Annotated in this window: 12 protein-coding genes; 1 reads left to right on the top strand and 11 read right to left on the bottom strand. The window is 69.9% G+C overall.

What is annotated here, in order from left to right:
- Positions 1 to 155 precede the first annotated feature (155 nt).
- From EZH22_RS01710 to EZH22_RS01690, 5 genes are all read right to left on the bottom strand, one after another.
- The gene (locus tag EZH22_RS01710; protein ID WP_203194095.1) at positions 156 to 2,144 is read right to left on the bottom strand and encodes a family 2A encapsulin nanocompartment cargo protein cysteine desulfurase; all 1,989 of its coding nucleotides are present in this window, start codon (positions 2,142 to 2,144) and stop codon (positions 156 to 158) included.
- Positions 2,119 to 3,066 (bottom strand): family 2A encapsulin nanocompartment shell protein, encoded by a 948-nt coding sequence (locus EZH22_RS01705; protein ID WP_169124038.1) that lies wholly within the window; start codon positions 3,064 to 3,066, stop codon positions 2,119 to 2,121. Before EZH22_RS01705 ends, EZH22_RS01710 begins: the two co-directional genes overlap by 26 nt.
- A complete protein-coding gene (epsC, locus tag EZH22_RS01700; RefSeq protein WP_231711255.1) occupies positions 3,059 to 4,171 on the bottom strand; it encodes a serine O-acetyltransferase EpsC in 1,113 nt (370 codons plus the stop codon). Before epsC ends, EZH22_RS01705 begins: the two co-directional genes overlap by 8 nt.
- Before the next feature lie 121 nt (positions 4,172 to 4,292).
- Positions 4,293 to 5,672: an LLM class flavin-dependent oxidoreductase gene (locus tag EZH22_RS01695; RefSeq protein ID WP_203194094.1), complete on the bottom strand. Its 1,380-nt coding sequence runs from the start codon at positions 5,670 to 5,672 to the stop codon at positions 4,293 to 4,295.
- 230 nt (positions 5,673 to 5,902) lie between these two features.
- Positions 5,903 to 7,351 carry an LLM class flavin-dependent oxidoreductase gene (locus EZH22_RS01690; RefSeq protein ID WP_203194093.1) on the bottom strand — a complete coding sequence of 483 codons (1,449 nt, stop codon included), beginning with the start codon at positions 7,349 to 7,351 and terminating at the stop codon, positions 5,903 to 5,905.
- Between the two features lie 134 nt (positions 7,352 to 7,485).
- Here EZH22_RS01690 and EZH22_RS01685 point away from each other — a divergent pair, with 134 nt between their 5' ends.
- Entirely contained in the window at positions 7,486 to 9,123 is a 1,638-nt protein-coding gene (locus EZH22_RS01685; protein WP_203194092.1) for a rhodanese-like domain-containing protein, read from the top strand.
- 58 nt (positions 9,124 to 9,181) lie between these two features.
- Here EZH22_RS01685 and EZH22_RS01680 read toward each other — a convergent pair whose 3' ends face one another.
- Genes EZH22_RS01680 through EZH22_RS01655 form a run of 6 tightly spaced genes read right to left on the bottom strand, consistent with a single transcriptional unit; the run spans position 9,182 to position 15,116 of the window.
- Complete coding sequence (locus tag EZH22_RS01680; RefSeq protein ID WP_203194091.1) at positions 9,182 to 9,907, bottom strand: SDR family NAD(P)-dependent oxidoreductase; 726 nt, start codon at positions 9,905 to 9,907, stop codon at positions 9,182 to 9,184.
- Between the two features lie 38 nt (positions 9,908 to 9,945).
- Positions 9,946 to 11,328, bottom strand: coding sequence for an MmgE/PrpD family protein (locus EZH22_RS01675; protein ID WP_203194090.1), 1,383 nt, complete (start codon positions 11,326 to 11,328; stop codon positions 9,946 to 9,948).
- A 17-nt stretch (positions 11,329 to 11,345) separates the two neighbouring features.
- Entirely contained in the window at positions 11,346 to 12,365 is a 1,020-nt protein-coding gene (locus tag EZH22_RS01670; RefSeq protein WP_203194089.1) for a type 2 periplasmic-binding domain-containing protein, read from the bottom strand.
- 24 nt (positions 12,366 to 12,389) lie between these two features.
- Positions 12,390 to 13,406: a PhnD/SsuA/transferrin family substrate-binding protein gene (locus EZH22_RS01665; RefSeq protein WP_203194088.1), complete on the bottom strand. Its 1,017-nt coding sequence runs from the start codon at positions 13,404 to 13,406 to the stop codon at positions 12,390 to 12,392.
- Between the two features lie 35 nt (positions 13,407 to 13,441).
- On the bottom strand, positions 13,442 to 14,239 hold the full coding sequence (locus EZH22_RS01660) for an ABC transporter ATP-binding protein (RefSeq protein WP_455570346.1): 798 nt from the start codon (positions 14,237 to 14,239) through the stop codon (positions 13,442 to 13,444).
- On the bottom strand, positions 14,226 to 15,116 hold the full coding sequence (locus EZH22_RS01655; protein ID WP_203194087.1) for an ABC transporter permease: 891 nt from the start codon (positions 15,114 to 15,116) through the stop codon (positions 14,226 to 14,228). The genes EZH22_RS01660 and EZH22_RS01655 overlap by 14 nt, the downstream gene beginning before the upstream one ends.
- Between the last annotated feature and the right edge of the window lie 30 nt (positions 15,117 to 15,146).

Genomic DNA, 15,146 nt, shown 5'->3' with positions numbered 1-15,146 from the left:
CTTCTGTGGTTTCTAGCGGAGCAGGGGTTTCTTGGGGGGGGGGCGTGCCGGGGCCGCCGTGCCCGGAGCCGCAGAAGTGCGGCTGAATTCTCAACGTTCGTCGGGCTTGGCGCCCGGCCTCCCCGCCCCGGCGATGGGGCCGGGGCGGGGAGGGGTCAGAGTCGGTAGCCGCGGCTGCTCTGGATGCGCTTGAGGGCGGTTTCCAGCGCGTCCACGTCGTCGGTCGTGTTGTAGAAGGCGAGGGAGGGCCGCACCGTGCTCTCCAGCCCGAACCGGCGGAGGATGGGCTGGGCACAATGGTGGCCGGCCCTCACGGCGATTCCCTCGCGATCCAGCGCCGCGCCCACGTCCTGCGTGCGGCAGCCATCGAGCACGAAGGAGAGTACGCTCGCTTTTTCCGCCGCCGTGCCGACGAGCTTCAGGCCGGGCACGGTCAGGAGCCGCTGTGTCGCATAGACCAGCAGCTCATGCTCGTAGCGGGCGATCACCTCCATGCCGATGCTGTCGACATAATCGATGGCCGCGCCGAGGCCCACCGCGTCGGCGATGTTGCCGGTGCCGGCCTCGAACCGCTCGGGCGGACCATTGTAGATGGTCTTCTCGAAGGTCACGTCGGCGATCATGTTGCCGCCGCCCTGCCACGGCGGCAGGTGGGCGAGCACATCCTTCTTGCCGTAGACCACGCCGATGCCGGTGGGGCCGAACACCTTGTGGCCGGAGAAGACGAAGAAGTCGGTGTCCAGCGCCTGCATGTCCACCGCCATGTGCGAGACGGACTGCGCCCCGTCCACCAGCGCGCAGACGCCGTGGCGGTGGGCGATGGCCACCATCTCCTTTACCGGTACCACCGTGCCCAGCGCGTTGGACACCTGCGCCAACGCGACGATGCGGGTGCGGGGATTGAGCAGCTTCTCGTATTCCTCGAGGATCACCTGCCCCGTGTCGTCCACCGGCGCGACGCGCAGGCGGGCGCCCTTTTCGGCGGCGAGCTGCTGCCATGGCACGATGTTGGCGTGATGCTCCAGATGGGTGACGACGATCTCGTCGCCCTCCTTCACATGCCGCCGGCCATAGGTCTGGGCGACGAGGTTGATGCCCTCGGTGGCCCCGCGCACGAAGATGATGTCCTTCACCGACCCGGCATTGAGGAAGCGCCGCACCTTCTCGCGGGCTGCCTCATAGGCGTCGGTCGCCCGCGCCGCGAGGGCGTGGGCGGCGCGGTGGATGTTGGAATTCTCGTGCTCGTAGAAGTGGGTCAGCCGGTCGATGACCGCCTGCGGTTTCTGCGTGGTTGCGGCATTGTCGAGCCAGATCAGCGGCTTGCCATGCACGCTCTGCTGCAGGATCGGGAAGTCCCGCTTGATCGCGTGCGGATCGAACGGGCGCGTCTGCGGGCCGAGGTCCGGCACCAGCTCCGGGCTCAGCGCCGAGGAGATCCCGCCGAAGTCCGGGGCCTGCGCTGGCGCGGCCGGGAGGCCGGGGAGTAATGGCGCTGCTGGTACGTTGGGTTCCGTCGGCAGGGACGCAGCGGCGGGCACGGGCGAATGGGCGCGCGCCTCGTCCAGGAAGTAGAGGCCGTCCGCCTCTCCGCCGAAATCCCCCGGCGCCGTGGAAGCCACGGGCGGACGCCGGCTGTCGAGCGCGATGACGCTGCCGAGGCCTGCCGGCACCTGCCCGGCGCTGAAGCCGCTGGCGAGACCCGGAAGCGACAGTGCGGGCGAGCCGCCCGGCTGGGGCACGCCGGGAAGGCCGGGAACGGCCACCGCCGCCGGGGCGGGCGGGGCCGGGATGTTCGGCGTCGGCACCACCGAGGGGATGGTGACGGGCGGCAGGTCCGGAGCGGCGAAGGGCGGCCGCGACGGCGCATGCTGGGCCACGAGGGTGGTCGCGGGCAGGCCCGGCACATCGGCCGGGCTTGGCGGAGCGGAGGGCAGCGTCACCAGATGCGGCGCCGCCTCGGGTGCGGCAGACGCCGGCCCCGCCTGGAAGAAGGCGTTGGCGATCTGCTGCAGCACCTGCGGGTCGGGCCAGCCCGGCGGCGGCGATGCCGGCGCAGCGTTTGCCGCCGCGCCGAAATCGTCCGGGCCGAAATCCGCCGCCCCTTCGGGCACCCCCGGCTCAGGCGTAGGTGTCAGGATAGGCATGATACTTGCCGACCTCGACATCGGTGAGCACCGCCAGCGCATCGTGGGTGAGCACGGCGGCCGAGCAGTAGAGCGAGACCAGATAGGAGGCGATGGCCTTGCGGTTGATGCCCATGAAGCGGACCGAGAGGCTGGGCGCCACCTCGCCGGGAACGCCCGGCTGGAACAGGCCGATGACGCCTTGCTTCTTCTCGCCGGTGCGCAGCAGTAGGATGTTGGTCTTGCCGTTCTCGTCCACATAGAGCTTGTCGGACGGCACCAGCGGCAATCCCCGCCAGGTGAGGAACGGGGTGCCGAACAGCGTCACCGTGGGCGGCGGCACGCCGCGGCGGGTGCATTCGCGGCCGAAGGCGGCGATGGCGCGCGGATGGGCGAGGAAGAAGGCCGGCTCCTTCCACACCTTGGTGATGAGTTCGTCGAGATCGTCCGGCGTCGGCGCGCCGGTGCGGGTGGCAATCTTCTGCGAGGGCGCCGCGTTGGTCAGAAGGCCGTACTCGGCATTGTTGATGAGCTCGGCCTCCTGCTTCTCCTTCACCTTCTCGATGAGGAGGCGCAGCTGCTCCTGAATCTGGTCGTAGGGGTGGGAATAGAGGTCCGAGACGCGGGTCTGCACGTCGAGGATGGTGGTCACCGCATTGAGGGAATATTCCCGCGGCGCCTCGTCATAGTCCACGAAGGTCTCCGGCAGGTCCGGGTCCTGGTCGCGGCGGGGCGAGCATTCCACGTCGGCGGCGATCTCGCCGTTGGCTTCCTTGACGCGGTTGAGGCGGTAGATGCCGGCTTCCACCGGTGTCCACGGCAGGAAGGAAACGAGCCAGCGCGGCGTGATGCCGGACCATTGCGCGCGGGTCTTCGTGGCATTGGCGAGCTGCCGGGCGGCGGCCTCGTTCAATGTCCTTCTGATGGCAGGCTCTTCAGTCATTCGGGTTCCCCGTTGAAAGGCTGGTGTGGCGCGCCCCGTTGCTCGCGGGCGATCGGGGCGCGGGGTCTCCCGCGCCGCCCACCGAGCGGTTCTGCGCCTGCGTGAGATGGCTGCCCGGCGGCACCGAATGGGTGAGCCAGACATTGCCGCCGATGCTCGAACCACGGCCGATGGTGATGCGCCCGAGCACGGTGGCGCCGGAATAGATCACCACGTCGTCCTCGATGATGGGATGACGCGGCGCGCCCTTGATGATGGCGCCCGAGGCGTCGGTCGGGAAATTGCGCGCGCCCAGCGTCACCGCCTGATAGAGCCGCACCCGCTCGCCGATGATGGTGGTCTCGCCGATGACGACGCCGGTGCCGTGATCGATGAAGAAGCTGCCGCCGATGGCGGCGCCGGGGTGGATGTCGATGCCGGTGCGCGAATGGGCGATGTCGGAGATGAGGCGAGCGAGGAAGCCGGCGCCGAGCCCATAGAGCGCATGGGCGATGCGGTGGTGTACCACCGCCGTGAGCCCGGGATAGACCAGCAGGATCTCGGCGAAGCCCGTGGCCGCCGGATCGTTCTCATAGGCCGCGCGGATGTCGCTGACGAGGAGCGCGCGGATCTCCGGCAATTGCTGGGCGAAGGCGCGGACGATGTCGATGGCCTCGCGCTCGAATGCCGCCTCGGAGCGCGCCTCCCGGGTGGAGAAGGGCAGGCTGCGCCGGGTCTGCTCCGCGAGGGTGGTGAGCGCGTCGTTGAGGGTGGCGCCGACGAAATAGTCGATGGTCTCGGCGGCGAGCCCCGGCGGTCCGTAATGGGCCGGAAACAACGCTGCGGCGAGCCCCTGCAGGGCGGAAACGATGGCCTCGCGGGAGGGCGGCGGGCGCAGCAGGCCGCGATGGCGGATGTTGTGCTGCACATCCCGCGACAGCTTCAGCGCCGCGACCACCGGGGCGAGGTTCCAGCCCGAGGGTGGAGGGCTGCCGCCCGCGCCCCCATCGCTCCGATCGCCATCGTGGAAAGCGACGCCGCCGACCGGTTCGGCACGATCGAACATCCCGTAGCCGTCGCGTATCTGGCCTTCTCGTATCTGGCCGTCGCGTCCCTTGGCCGTCACCGGATGCCCCCTCTTGCGCGCCGATGCACCATGGATGACACGGCCAAGCTGTATTGTCCAGTTAATCACGCGAATTAATAGACATTAGCCGAGCGACAGATTGCGCGACGCTTTTGGCCACTCACGCGGCCGCGCTGAGCCTGCGATATGCGGCGCCGGCATGGGTCTCCTTCAGTCGGTCGGAGCCGGAGAGCTTCCCGCGCAAGGTGCCGGGCGCGTAGTCCTGCTTGTAGAGGCCCCGGCGCTGCAGCTCTGGCACCAGCAGGTCCACCACGTCGGTGAAGGTGTCCGGGAAGAAGGCGTGGGAGAGGTTGAATCCGTCCACGTCCGCGGCCTCCACCCAGGCTTCCAGCTCGTCGGCGATGTCGGCCGGCGTGCCGGCGAAGAGCGGGCCGCGCCCGCCGATGCCGTTGTGGGCGATGATCTCGCGCAGCGTCCACACCCGGTCCGGCTCCGCCACCGTGAAGGTCTCGAGCAGAGATTGCACGGCATTCTCCTTGACTTCGCTGAGGGTCAGCGGAGCGTCGAGGTCGAAGGCGGAAAAATCGATGCCGGTCCAGCCGGAGAACAGCGCCAGCACACCGTCGGGGTCGGTGTAGCGGCGATAGTCGGCGAGCTTGTTTTCCGCCTCCGCCCGGCTGCGGGCGGGGATGGCGGTGGCGAGGGTGAAGACGGCAATGTCGCGCGGATCGCGCCCCAGCGCCGCCGCCCGCGCCCGGATGTCGGCGATGCCCGGTGCGATGCTCGCCGGGGTCGGCCCGCCCACGAACACCGCCTCCGCGTGCCGCGCCGCGAACGCCCGCCCGCGCGGCGAGGCTCCGGCCTGGAACAGATAGGGCGTGCGCTGGAGCGAGGGCTCGGTGAGGTGGATGGTGTCGATGTCGAAGTGCCGGCCTTCATGCCGCACACGGTGGACCCTGGAGGGATCGGCGAAGGTGCCAGAGGCGCGGTCGCGCACCACGGCAGCGTCCTCCCACGAGCCTTCCCACAGCTTGTAGGCGACCTCGAGGAATTCGTCGGCGCGATCATAGCGCGTGTCGTGGGCGATCACCTTCTCGCGCCCCACGGCGCGGGCTCCGCTGTCGGAATAGCCGGTCACGATGTTCCAGCCGATGCGGCCTTGCGTGAAATGGTCCAGCGACGAGAAGCGCCGGGCGAGCACGGCGGGCAACTCGTGGCTGGTGGAGGCGGTGATGCCGAAGCCCAGGTCCTTCGTCTCGTGGGCGAGGGCGGACACCAGCATCAGCGGATCGAGCTTGGGGAGTTGCGCGCCGGAGCGGATCGCCCCGTCCGCGTTGCCGCCATAGACGTCATGCACGCCGATGCCGTCGGCGATGAACAGGGCATCGAACTTGCCGCGCTCCAGCACCTTGGCGATGTCCACCCAGTAATCGAGCGTGTTGTAATCGGCGCCCCGGCTCGCGGGGTGGGCCCACAGGCCGGGCGAGAGATGCACCGGGCTGAAACCGATGAAGCCGTTGAGGCGGATCTGACGGGTCATGGCGGGCCTTTCCAGGGTCAGCGCTGGAGCAGAGACGCGAGGGTCGCGCCGAGCGAGACCTGTCGCAGGACGGGTGCCGTGGCCCCGGATGCGCGGGGCGCCGTGCTCAGGCGCAGATCATTGCGAGGCGCTGGAGCCAGCGCGGGCCGGGTTTCGCCGGGGCAGACGGCTCCGAACATGAGGGCCATGGCTCCGAAGGCATCGGCGGACATGCGCTTTCTCCCGGGAAGTCAGACCGCCGCGCGCGCGGCGGCGACGGGTGCAGCGGCGGGGCGGAAGGCGGCGGCGGGGTGGCTCTGCGGCAGGCGGCTGCGGCCGGGGCCATAGAGCTTCTCGCGGAGCGTGCCGGCGGCGTAATCGGCCTTGAAGCGGCCGCGCCGGCGCAGCTCGGGCACCACCAGCGCGTCGAAATCCGCATAGCCGCCGGGCGTCACCGCGTAGCTGAGATTGAGGCCGTCCACGTCGGTGGCCTCCACCCAGGCCTCGATCTGGTCCGCCACCTGCGTGGCAGAGCCGATGAAGACCGGACCGCGCCCGCCGATGGCATTGTGCTCGGCGAGTTCGCGCACCGTCCACACCCGGTTCGGATCGGCGATGGAGAAGGCTTCCAGCGCGGAGACGAGCCCCTGCGAGCGGTCGTCGAAGCGGATGGGGGCGTCCAGATCGTGCTTGGAGAAATCGATGCCGGTCCAGCCCGAGAACAGGATCAGCGCCGCCTCGGGATTGAGGAAGCGGCGGTAGCTCTCCAGCTTCTCCCGCGCCTCTTCCTCCGTGGCACCGACGATGGTGGTGGCCATGGAGAAGAACAGGATTTCCTTCGGGTCGCGTCCCAGCGCGGCGGCGCGGGCGCGGGTGTCGGCCACCACGGGCGCGATGACGTTGGGCGTCGGCCCGCTCACGAAGATGCATTCCGCATGGCGGGCGGCGAAGGCCCGGCCACGGGTGGAGGCGCCGGCCTGGAACAGGACGGGCGTGCGCTGGGGCGACGGCTCGGAGAGGTGGATCGCCTCCACCTGGAAATGCTGGCCGCGATGGACGATGGGGCGCACCTTCGCCGGATCGGCGAAGACGCGGTTCGCGCGGTCGCGCACCGCGGCGTCATCATCCCAGCTGCCTTCCCAGAGGGCGTAGACGGCATCGAGATATTCGTCGGCGATGCCGTAGCGCGCATCGTGGGGCGTCAGCGCCTTCTCGCCCACGGCGCGGGAGCCGGAGCTGGTGTGGCCGGTGACGATGTTCCAGCCGATGCGCCCCTTGGTGAGGTGGTCGAGCGTCGACATGCGGCGGGCGAAGGGGTAGGGCGGCTCGTAGAGCGCGTTGCTGGTGATGCCGAAGCCGAGATGCCGCGTCACCCGCGCCATGGCCGACACCGCCACGATGGGGTCGAGCTTGGGGATCTGCGCGCCCACCTTCAGCGCCGCATGGTAGGAGCCGCCATAGACATCGTTGGAGGCCATGCTGTCGGCGACGAACAGCGCGTCGAAGCCGCCGTTTTCCAGCGTGCGGGCAAGGTCGGTCCAGTAGCCGAGCGTCGTGTAGTCGAGCGAGCGGTCTTCCGGATGCCGCCACAGGCCGGGCGAGTGATGCACCGGCGTCGCCATGGCGAAGGCGTTGACGCGGATTTCCTTCTTTGAACCGGCGGCGGGGCCGGTGCTGTCCGGGGCGGGCGTCTGCGTCATGGGTCGGTTTCCGGTTCCGTTCGGGGCGGCGTGCCCGCAGAAAATCAGCACCTCTTATATTAGTCAATAAATTCAATTGAATTTATAGAAAAAGACAGGAAGGATGGCTGCCCACCCCTTCCCGGAGACCGCCCATGACCGCGACCGCCGCGCTCCAGACCCCGTCCGCCGAACTGGCGGAGCCCAATCGACTCATCGCCGTCGAGGACTTGCGAAACCTTCTGGCCGGCGGCGGAGAAGTCGCGCTGGTGGATGCCCGCGAGGAGGGCGTGCGCTCCCGCGACGGCCACATCCTCCAGTCCGTTCCGCTGCCCCTGGGCCAGATCGAGCTGCGCGCCGCCGCCCTGCTGCCGCGGTTCGGCGCGCCGGTGGTGGTGACGGATTCCGGCGTCGGCGACCTTGCCACCCGCGCGGCCCGCCGGCTCTCCGAACTAGGCTATTCCGACGTGTCCGTGCTGGATGGCGGCGTCGCCGCCTGGGAGGCGGCGGGGGGCATCGCCTATACCGGCTCGAACGTGCTCTCCAAGGCGTTCGGCGAATTCGTGGAGCACGCCTATGGCACGCCCCGCCTGCCGGCCCGCGAGGTCAAGGAGCGTCTCGATCGTGGCGAGGACATCGTGATCCTCGACGGGCGGACCTTCCAGGAATTCGAGAATTTCCACATTCCCGGCGCCCATGCGGTGCCCAACGCGGAGCTGCCGTTCCGCGTCCATGGGCTCGTGCCCTCTGACGACACGCTGGTGGTGGTGAACTGCGCGGGCCGCACCCGCTCCATCATCGGCGCGCAGGCGCTCATCAATGCCGGCTTTCCCAACACCGTGGTGGCGCTGGAGAACGGCACCATGGCGTGGTTGTTCGAGGGCTACGACCTCGCCCATGGCGACCGCGCGGAAGTGCCCGCCCCCGGTCCCGCCGAGCTGGAGAAGGCGCGCGCCAGCGTCGCCCGCCTCACCCGGCGCTTCGGCATCCGCACGCTCGACCGCGAGGGTCTTGCCCGCTTCGAGGCGGAGCGCGACGCGCGTACCCTCTATGTGCTGGATGTGCGCACCCGCGCCGAATACGAGGCCGGCCATTTGCCCGGAGCCCTGTGGGCGGAAGGCGGCCAGTTGGTGCAGGCCACCGACCGCTGGGTGGGCACGCGCAACGCCCGCATCGTGCTGGTGGACGATGCCGACGGCGTGCGCGCCGCCATCACCGCCTCGTGGCTCATCCAGCTCGGTGTCGGCGAGGTCTATGTGCTGGGCCTCGATGCCGCCGACCGGCTGGAGAAGGGACCGGAGCCGCAGGTCGTGCTCGGCGGTGCCCCCACCGTGGCGGCGACGCAGGTGCCGGGGCTCGAGCGGCTCATCGCCCGGGATGCGGTGGTGGTGCTCGATCTCGACACGAGTCTCGCCTATGCGGCTGGACACATTCCCGGCGCCCGCTTCGCCGTGCGCGCTCGCCTGCCGGAGGGGTTGGACACGCTGCCGCCGCGCCCGCTGGTGCTCACCTCGGCGGATGGCAAGCTCGCGGCGCTGGCCGTGGCGGAGCTGGCGGGGTCCGGCCGACAGGTCTCGGTGCTGGAGGGCGGGACGGCGGCCTGGAAGGCCATCGGCCTGCCGCTGGAGACCGGCGAGACCGCTTTGCTCCATGCCGCCGATGATGTGTGGCGTTCTCCCTATCAGGAGGCCGGCGACCGCCATGCCGCCTTCCGCCGCTATCTCGACTGGGAGATCGACCTGATCCGCCAGATCGAGCGCGACGACACCATCGCCTTCAAGGTCTATTCCTGACGCGAGAAGGCCGCGGGACCACGATCCGGCGGCCTTCTGTTTTTGCGGCGCAATCGGATCAGGCGAGCGCGCGTCCGCCACCATCCACGAACAGGTTCGAGCCGGTGATGTAGCGCGCCTCGTCGGACAGCAGGAACGCCACCGCGTCCGCCACGTCCGTGGGAAGGCCGGGGCCGGGGAGGGCGGTGTCGGGCGGCGCGCCGGTGCCGGCGGCATTCAGCGCATCGAGCCGGGGCGACTTGATGGGGCCGGGGGACACGGCATTCACCCGCACGCCCTGCGGCCCGTAGACCGTGCCCAGTCCCCGCACCAGCAGGATCAGCGCCGCGTTCACGCTGGAGCCGGGCAGATGCTGCGGCGAAGGTTCGATGCCGCCGCGCCCGCTCAGCACCACCACGCTCCCCTTACCGGAGGCAATGAGATGCGGCAGCGCCGCGCGCACCACGCGCACGGTGCCGAGCAGCTTGGCGTCGATCACCTTCAGCCAGTCGGCATCAGCGAGCTTCAGGAAGTCACCGAAGATGGGCAGGTTGGTGGAGGTCACCACCCCGTCCAGCCGGCCGAAGCGCTTTACGATCTCTGCCGCGGCGGCATCGACGGCGGCGGCATCGGTGATGTCCACGGCGAGCGGCACGATGCGTGCGGCCGAGGGCAGCGTCTCTGCCCGCCGGCCGGAGGCGATGACGGTCGCGCCCTGCGCGGCCAGCGTCTCGGCGCTGGCCCGGCCAAGGGCGCCGCCGGCGCCGGTGATCCAGATGACCCGGTCGTTGAAATCATGCGCCATGGAGGCCTCGTTGGAAGGGAGGGGGAGGAGCGTTCCGCTCACAGCACCTGGTCGAAGAGGATGGAGACGTCGTCCACCCCTTCCAGCCGGTGGATGCGCTGCACCAGTGCCTCGATGCGGGCCGGCGGTAGCTCGTTGCGGCCATAGCCGAAGGCCGCGACCAGCTTGGCGTGGATCTCGTCCTCGCCCAGCGGCGCCTCGGGGCTGCCGGGCACGGCCTCCACGCGATGGGACAGGCGGCGGCCGTCGTGGGTCTCGATGGTGACATCCGCTGGGGCGAAGGTGCCGGTGCGGCTCTCGTCCACCCGAACGGACAGGCGGTCCACCAGTGGCCGGATGGCGGGGTCGAGCACCGCCGCCGGCTCGATGTCGGCAAGGCCGAAGCCGCCTCGCGCGAGGACAGCGGCGACGCCGTAGCGCACGTTGAACTGGCCCGTCACCTGCGGATTGGCCTCGGGCGCGAAGGCGCCGCCCACGAGGCGTGCCATGTAGGGCGTCAGCACGATCTCGCCCCGCGCCACATCTTCGCCGGTGATGCCGTGGCGGGCGACGATCTCCAGCGCCGCGGCAAGCGCCGCATGGCTGCAGCCGCAGGCGGGAAAGCGCTTGAGCGCGGTCTCTTCCATAAGGAAGCGCCGGCCGAGCCCGTCCAGCACCTCTTCCGGCCGTCCCTCCTCGAACAAGGCGAACAGGCCGAACGGTCCCTCGAAGGCGGCGCGCGGGCCGGTGGTGCCCAGCGCCGCGAGATCGGCGGAAATGATGCCGTCGCGCGCGGCGAAGGCCGATTGCAGGCGCTTGGTGAGGCGCTGCTCCACGTGGCTCTGCTGGGTCCCGCCTGCGTGGCACAAGGCGATGCCGAGGGCATTGTGGGTGCGGTCCGCATCCAGCCCGCGCAGGCGGGCGGCGGCGAGCGCGGCGCCGAACACGCCGGCGATGGAGGTGTGGAAGAAGCCCCGGTTGGTGCGCGTCGCCGCCGCCAGCCGCACCACCAGTTCGTTGCCAAGGGTGAGGGCGGCGAGAAGCTCCCGCCCGTTGCGCCGCTGCTGCTCGGCGACGGCGAGCGCAGCGGGGGCGACGATGATATCGGCATGGACGAAGCCGGCAAGGCTGTCGAAATCGAGCGCTGCCGCGAGCGTGCCGTTGTAGAAGGCGGCGGCGGAGGGCTCCCGCCGGGTCTCGCCCTCACCCCACAGGCTGGCATGGCCCGGCGCGCCGCGCAGCGCGAGCGCCCGCGCCGCATTGACGCCGGCCGCATCCGCCGCTGCCCAGGCGACCGCCAGCGTATCGAGCAGCACGCGCTTGGTGGTGGCGATGGTGCGCGCGGGGATATCGTCGAACCGGATGCGCTGGGTCGCCTGCACCACGGCGGCAGTGACGTCGGCGCGCACCGCGGCCGCCTTCGGGCTGACGGAGACGTTCATGGTCCCTCCGGCGCCGTTTAGTTCACGGCGGCGTTGAAGGTGGTGTTGAACTCGGACGAGACATCGATGGTGCGTGGAATGGCGCCGGCCTCCAGCAGCGCGTCGGCGATCTTCTGCTCGCGGCGGATCAGCTCGGCATCGATGGGGCGCAGCCGGGCCTTGCCGAATTCCACGTAATAGCGGGCGCGGGCGGGGCTCTGCTTCACCCTGTCGATGTAGATGCGCTCGGCGGCATCCAGATTGTCCGCATACCAGGCGAAATAGCGGGCCAGCCGGCCGACGAAATCCTGCAGCACGGCGCGGCGGGCGGGATCGGCGATGGCGTCCGTGCGGGCGGCGAACACGCCGAGCGCGGGAATGTCGAGGTCGTCGCTGGTCAGCACGATGCGCGCCTGGCCCTTTTCCACCGCTTCGCCCACCAGCGCGCCGAGGCCGGAATAGACGTCCACATGGTCGGCATTGAAGGCGGTGGCGGCGGCATTGCCATCGCCGAACTGGATGGGGTCGATGTCGGCGGCGGTGAGGCCGCCGGCCCGGCGGGCGAGGAGGTACTGCACGTAGTTGAGGCCGCCGAAATTGAAGCCCCATTTGAGGCCCTTCAGCTCGGGCGCCGTCTTGGCTCCGGTGCGGGTGCGCACGGCGGTGACGATGCGCGGATAGCGCGCGTCGAGATTGCGCCAGCCGGCGATGATCTGGAGCGGCGGCCCGCCCGCCCAGCCATCGGCGGACTTGCCCTGCTCGATGATGAGCGAGGTGTCGCCGAGATGGGCGAGGTCGATGGCCCTGGAATAGGCGGCGGTGAGCTGGGCGGCGGGGCCGGGCAGCACGACCCATTCCACCGTGTAGGGCGCTCCCTCGAACACGCCCGATGCGCGGGCCAGCTCGGGCAGGGTCGAGTCCTGATAGCCAACCTTGAGGCTGGCATCCGCCGCCCCCGCCCGACCGGCACCGAGGCCGGGGAGAATGAGTGCGCCCGTCGCGGCGAGAAGGGTTCGCCGCGAGAGCCGGCCGGCGGCAGGCGGAGGAGAGGCTGCCATGTGTCGTCTCCCGTTCCGCACCGCTCAGTTGCCGCCGACGGTGGAGGAATTGAAGCCGCGGTAGAACTCCACGTTTACGTTGATCTTCTTCGGGATGCCGCCGGCTTCGGTGAGGATGTCGGCGATCTTCTGCTCGCGGGCGACCAGCTTGTCGTCGAGGGGCTGGAAGGTGGCCTTCTGGTAGAGGGTGGTGAGCTTCGCCCGCGCCGGGGTCTGCTTCACCTTCTCCTCATAGAGCTTCTGCACCTCGTCGAGATGGTCCGCATACCAGGTCCAGTGGGTGCGCACGCGGGCGAGGAAATCCGCCAAGGCAGCGCGCTTCGCCGGGTCCTTCAACACGTCGCCGCGGGCGGTGAAGACGTTGAGGGCGGGGATCTCCAGCTCGTCGCTGGTGATGAGGACGCGGGCCGTGCCCTTTTCGATGGATTCACCCACGGGCGCGATGGAGCCGGAAAAGGCGTCCACCCGGCCGGAGTTGAAGGCGGCGGCGGAGGCATTCTGGTCGCCGAGCTGCACTGCCTCGTAATCCTTCGGCGTGAGCCCCGCCTTCAGGCCGGTCAGCACATATTGCAGATAGTTGAAGCCGCCGAAATTGTACGACCACTTCTTGCCGCGCAGGTCGGCCAGCGTGTCGATCTTGGCGTCCGTGCGCACCACGGTGACGATGGGCGGATACTTGCCGTCATTGGCGCGCCAGCCGGCGATGATCTGCAGCGGGGGATTGCCCTCCACCCACTCGTCCTTGGCCTTGCCCTGCTCGATGATGAGCGAGGTATCGCCCATGTGGCCCACATCGATGTTCTTGGAATAGAGCGCCGAGAGCTGCGCCGCCGGGCCGGGCAGGATCACCCATTCCACGTCATAGGGCGCGCCTTCCAGCACCTTGGAGGCGGTGACGGTGGAGGGCACGGTGAGGTCCTGGTAGCCGATCAGCAGCTTCACGCGCTCCTCAGCGGACGCGGCGGAGGCGGCAAGGAAGGCGGCGAAGGCGGCGCCGGCGGCAAGCAGATGGCGGCGGGTGGGACGCAGGGAAGAGGTCACTGGGAAAGGCTCCAACTCTGAAACTGGGGAAGGGGTCAGGCGTGGCCGCCGGCCTCGGGGGAGGCGACGCCCAGCTCGGCGAGGAGTCGGGCGCGCAGCGCGGTGAAGCCGGCGTCGCCACGTTTGCGCGGACGTTCCAGCGGCACGCGGGCATCGAAGCGGATGCCGCCGCCGGACAGGACGATCACCCGGTCGGACATGAGGATGGCCTCGTCCACATCGTGGGTGACGAGCACCACCGCCGGCAGGTGGCGCCGCCAGAGCTGGGCGACGAGATCGTGCATGCGGATGCGGGTCAGCGCGTCGAGCGCGGCGAAGGGCTCGTCCAGCAGCAGCAGGTTGGGCTCGCCGGCCAGAGCGCGGGCGAGCGCCACGCGCTGCGCCTCGCCGCCGGACAGCGTCTTGGGCCACACGTCCACGTGGCGGCCGAGGCCCACCTCCTCCAGCGCGGCGGCAGCGAGGCGGCGGGTGACGCGGTTCTGCACATGGCCGAGCACCACGTTCTGCCAGACGCGCTTGGCGGGCACGAGCCGCGGCTCCTGGAATACCACGGAGCGGGCGGAGGCGACTTCCACGCGCCCGCCATCGGCCCGGTCGAGCCCGGCGAGGATGCGCAGGAGCGTCGTCTTGCCGGTGCCGGAGGGACCGAGCAAGGAGACGAACTCGCCGCGTCGGACCTCGAGGTCGATGCCGTCCAGCACCGCGCGGGAGCCGAACACCCGGCGCACGCCTTCGAGGCGCACGGCCACGGGCTGGGCCAGCGTTTTGGGAGCGGCGAGGTCGAGGCCGGCGAGGGCGACGGCCTCGGTGGGAGAGGAGCTATGCAAGGACAAGGCTGGGCCTCCAGGGCAGTGCGAGGCGTTCCACAACACGCATCACGAGGTCGATGGCGATGCCGAGCAGGGCGTAGACGATGATGCCGGCGATGATGATGTCGGTGCGCTGGTTCTGGTTGGCGTTGATGAGGATGAGGCCGATGCCTGAGCGCGCGTTGATCTGCTCCGCCGCCACCAGAGCCAGCAGCGACACGCCGGCGGCGAAACGCAGCCCGACGAGAATGGAGGGCAAAGCGGTGGGGATGATGACGCGGGTGGCGATGCGGCCATGGGAGAGGCCGAACACCCGCGCCGCCTCGATCAGCTTCTGGTCCACCCCGCGCACGCCGGAATAGGTGTTGAGATAGACCGGGAAGATGGTGGCGCCGAAGATGAGCGCGATCTTCGCCTGCTCGCCGATGCCGAACCAGATGATGAAGAGCGGGATCATGGCGATGAACGGGATGGTCCGCAGCATCTGCAAGGGCGCGTCGAACAGCTCCTCGCCCACCCGCCACAGGCCGGCGAAGAGGCCCAGTACCAGCCCGACGCTCGCCCCCAGCGCCAGCCCCGTCAGCGCGCGGGCGAGGGAGGCGGGAATGGCGGCCTGGAGTTCGCCGGTGCGGATCAGCTCCGCATAGGCGGCGATGATCTCGGCCGGGGAGGGCAGCACCTCCGGCGCGACGAGGCCGAAATTGGAACTCGCCTGCCAGACGGCGAGCAGCAAAGCCGGCACCAGCGCGCGGGAGGCGAAGCGTGCGCTCTTGCTGAAGCGCGAGCGGGCGAGCGTCTGCCCGGCACGCGGGCTCAGGTCCACCAGATCGAGCTTGACGCCCCGAGGCGGTTGTCCGGCGCCGGAGGCGAGGAAGGTGGGCGCGGGCTGCTGGACGGTCATCTCGGTTTCCCGGAGCGAATGGGTGAGGGC

It is taken from the genome of Xanthobacter dioxanivorans, assembly GCF_016807805.1.
Lineage (GTDB): Bacteria > Pseudomonadota > Alphaproteobacteria > Rhizobiales > Xanthobacteraceae > Xanthobacter > Xanthobacter dioxanivorans.
Note: the sequence above shows the minus strand (reverse complement) of the source record. Positions and strands in the feature narration are given on the sequence as shown.

Bases quoted from the DNA above. Each gene is read 5' to 3' on its own strand.
- EZH22_RS01680 (WP_203194091.1), bottom strand. From the start codon at position 9,907: ATGGCGCATGATTTCAACGACCGGGTCATCTGGATCACCGGCGCCGGC.
- EZH22_RS01705 (WP_169124038.1), bottom strand. From the start codon at position 3,066: ATGACTGAAGAGCCTGCCATCAGAAGGACATTGAACGAGGCCGCCGCC.
- EZH22_RS01675 (WP_203194090.1), bottom strand. From the start codon at position 11,328: ATGAACGTCTCCGTCAGCCCGAAGGCGGCCGCGGTGCGCGCCGACGTC.
- EZH22_RS01710 (WP_203194095.1), bottom strand. From the start codon at position 2,144: ATGCCTATCCTGACACCTACGCCTGAGCCGGGGGTGCCCGAAGGGGCG.
- EZH22_RS01655 (WP_203194087.1), bottom strand. From the start codon at position 15,116: ATGACCGTCCAGCAGCCCGCGCCCACCTTCCTCGCCTCCGGCGCCGGA.
- EZH22_RS01695 (WP_203194094.1), bottom strand. From the start codon at position 5,672: ATGACCCGTCAGATCCGCCTCAACGGCTTCATCGGTTTCAGCCCGGTG.
- EZH22_RS01670 (WP_203194089.1), bottom strand. From the start codon at position 12,365: ATGGCAGCCTCTCCTCCGCCTGCCGCCGGCCGGCTCTCGCGGCGAACC.
- EZH22_RS01690 (WP_203194093.1), bottom strand. From the start codon at position 7,351: ATGACGCAGACGCCCGCCCCGGACAGCACCGGCCCCGCCGCCGGTTCA.
- EZH22_RS01685 (WP_203194092.1), top strand. From the start codon at position 7,486: ATGACCGCGACCGCCGCGCTCCAGACCCCGTCCGCCGAACTGGCGGAG.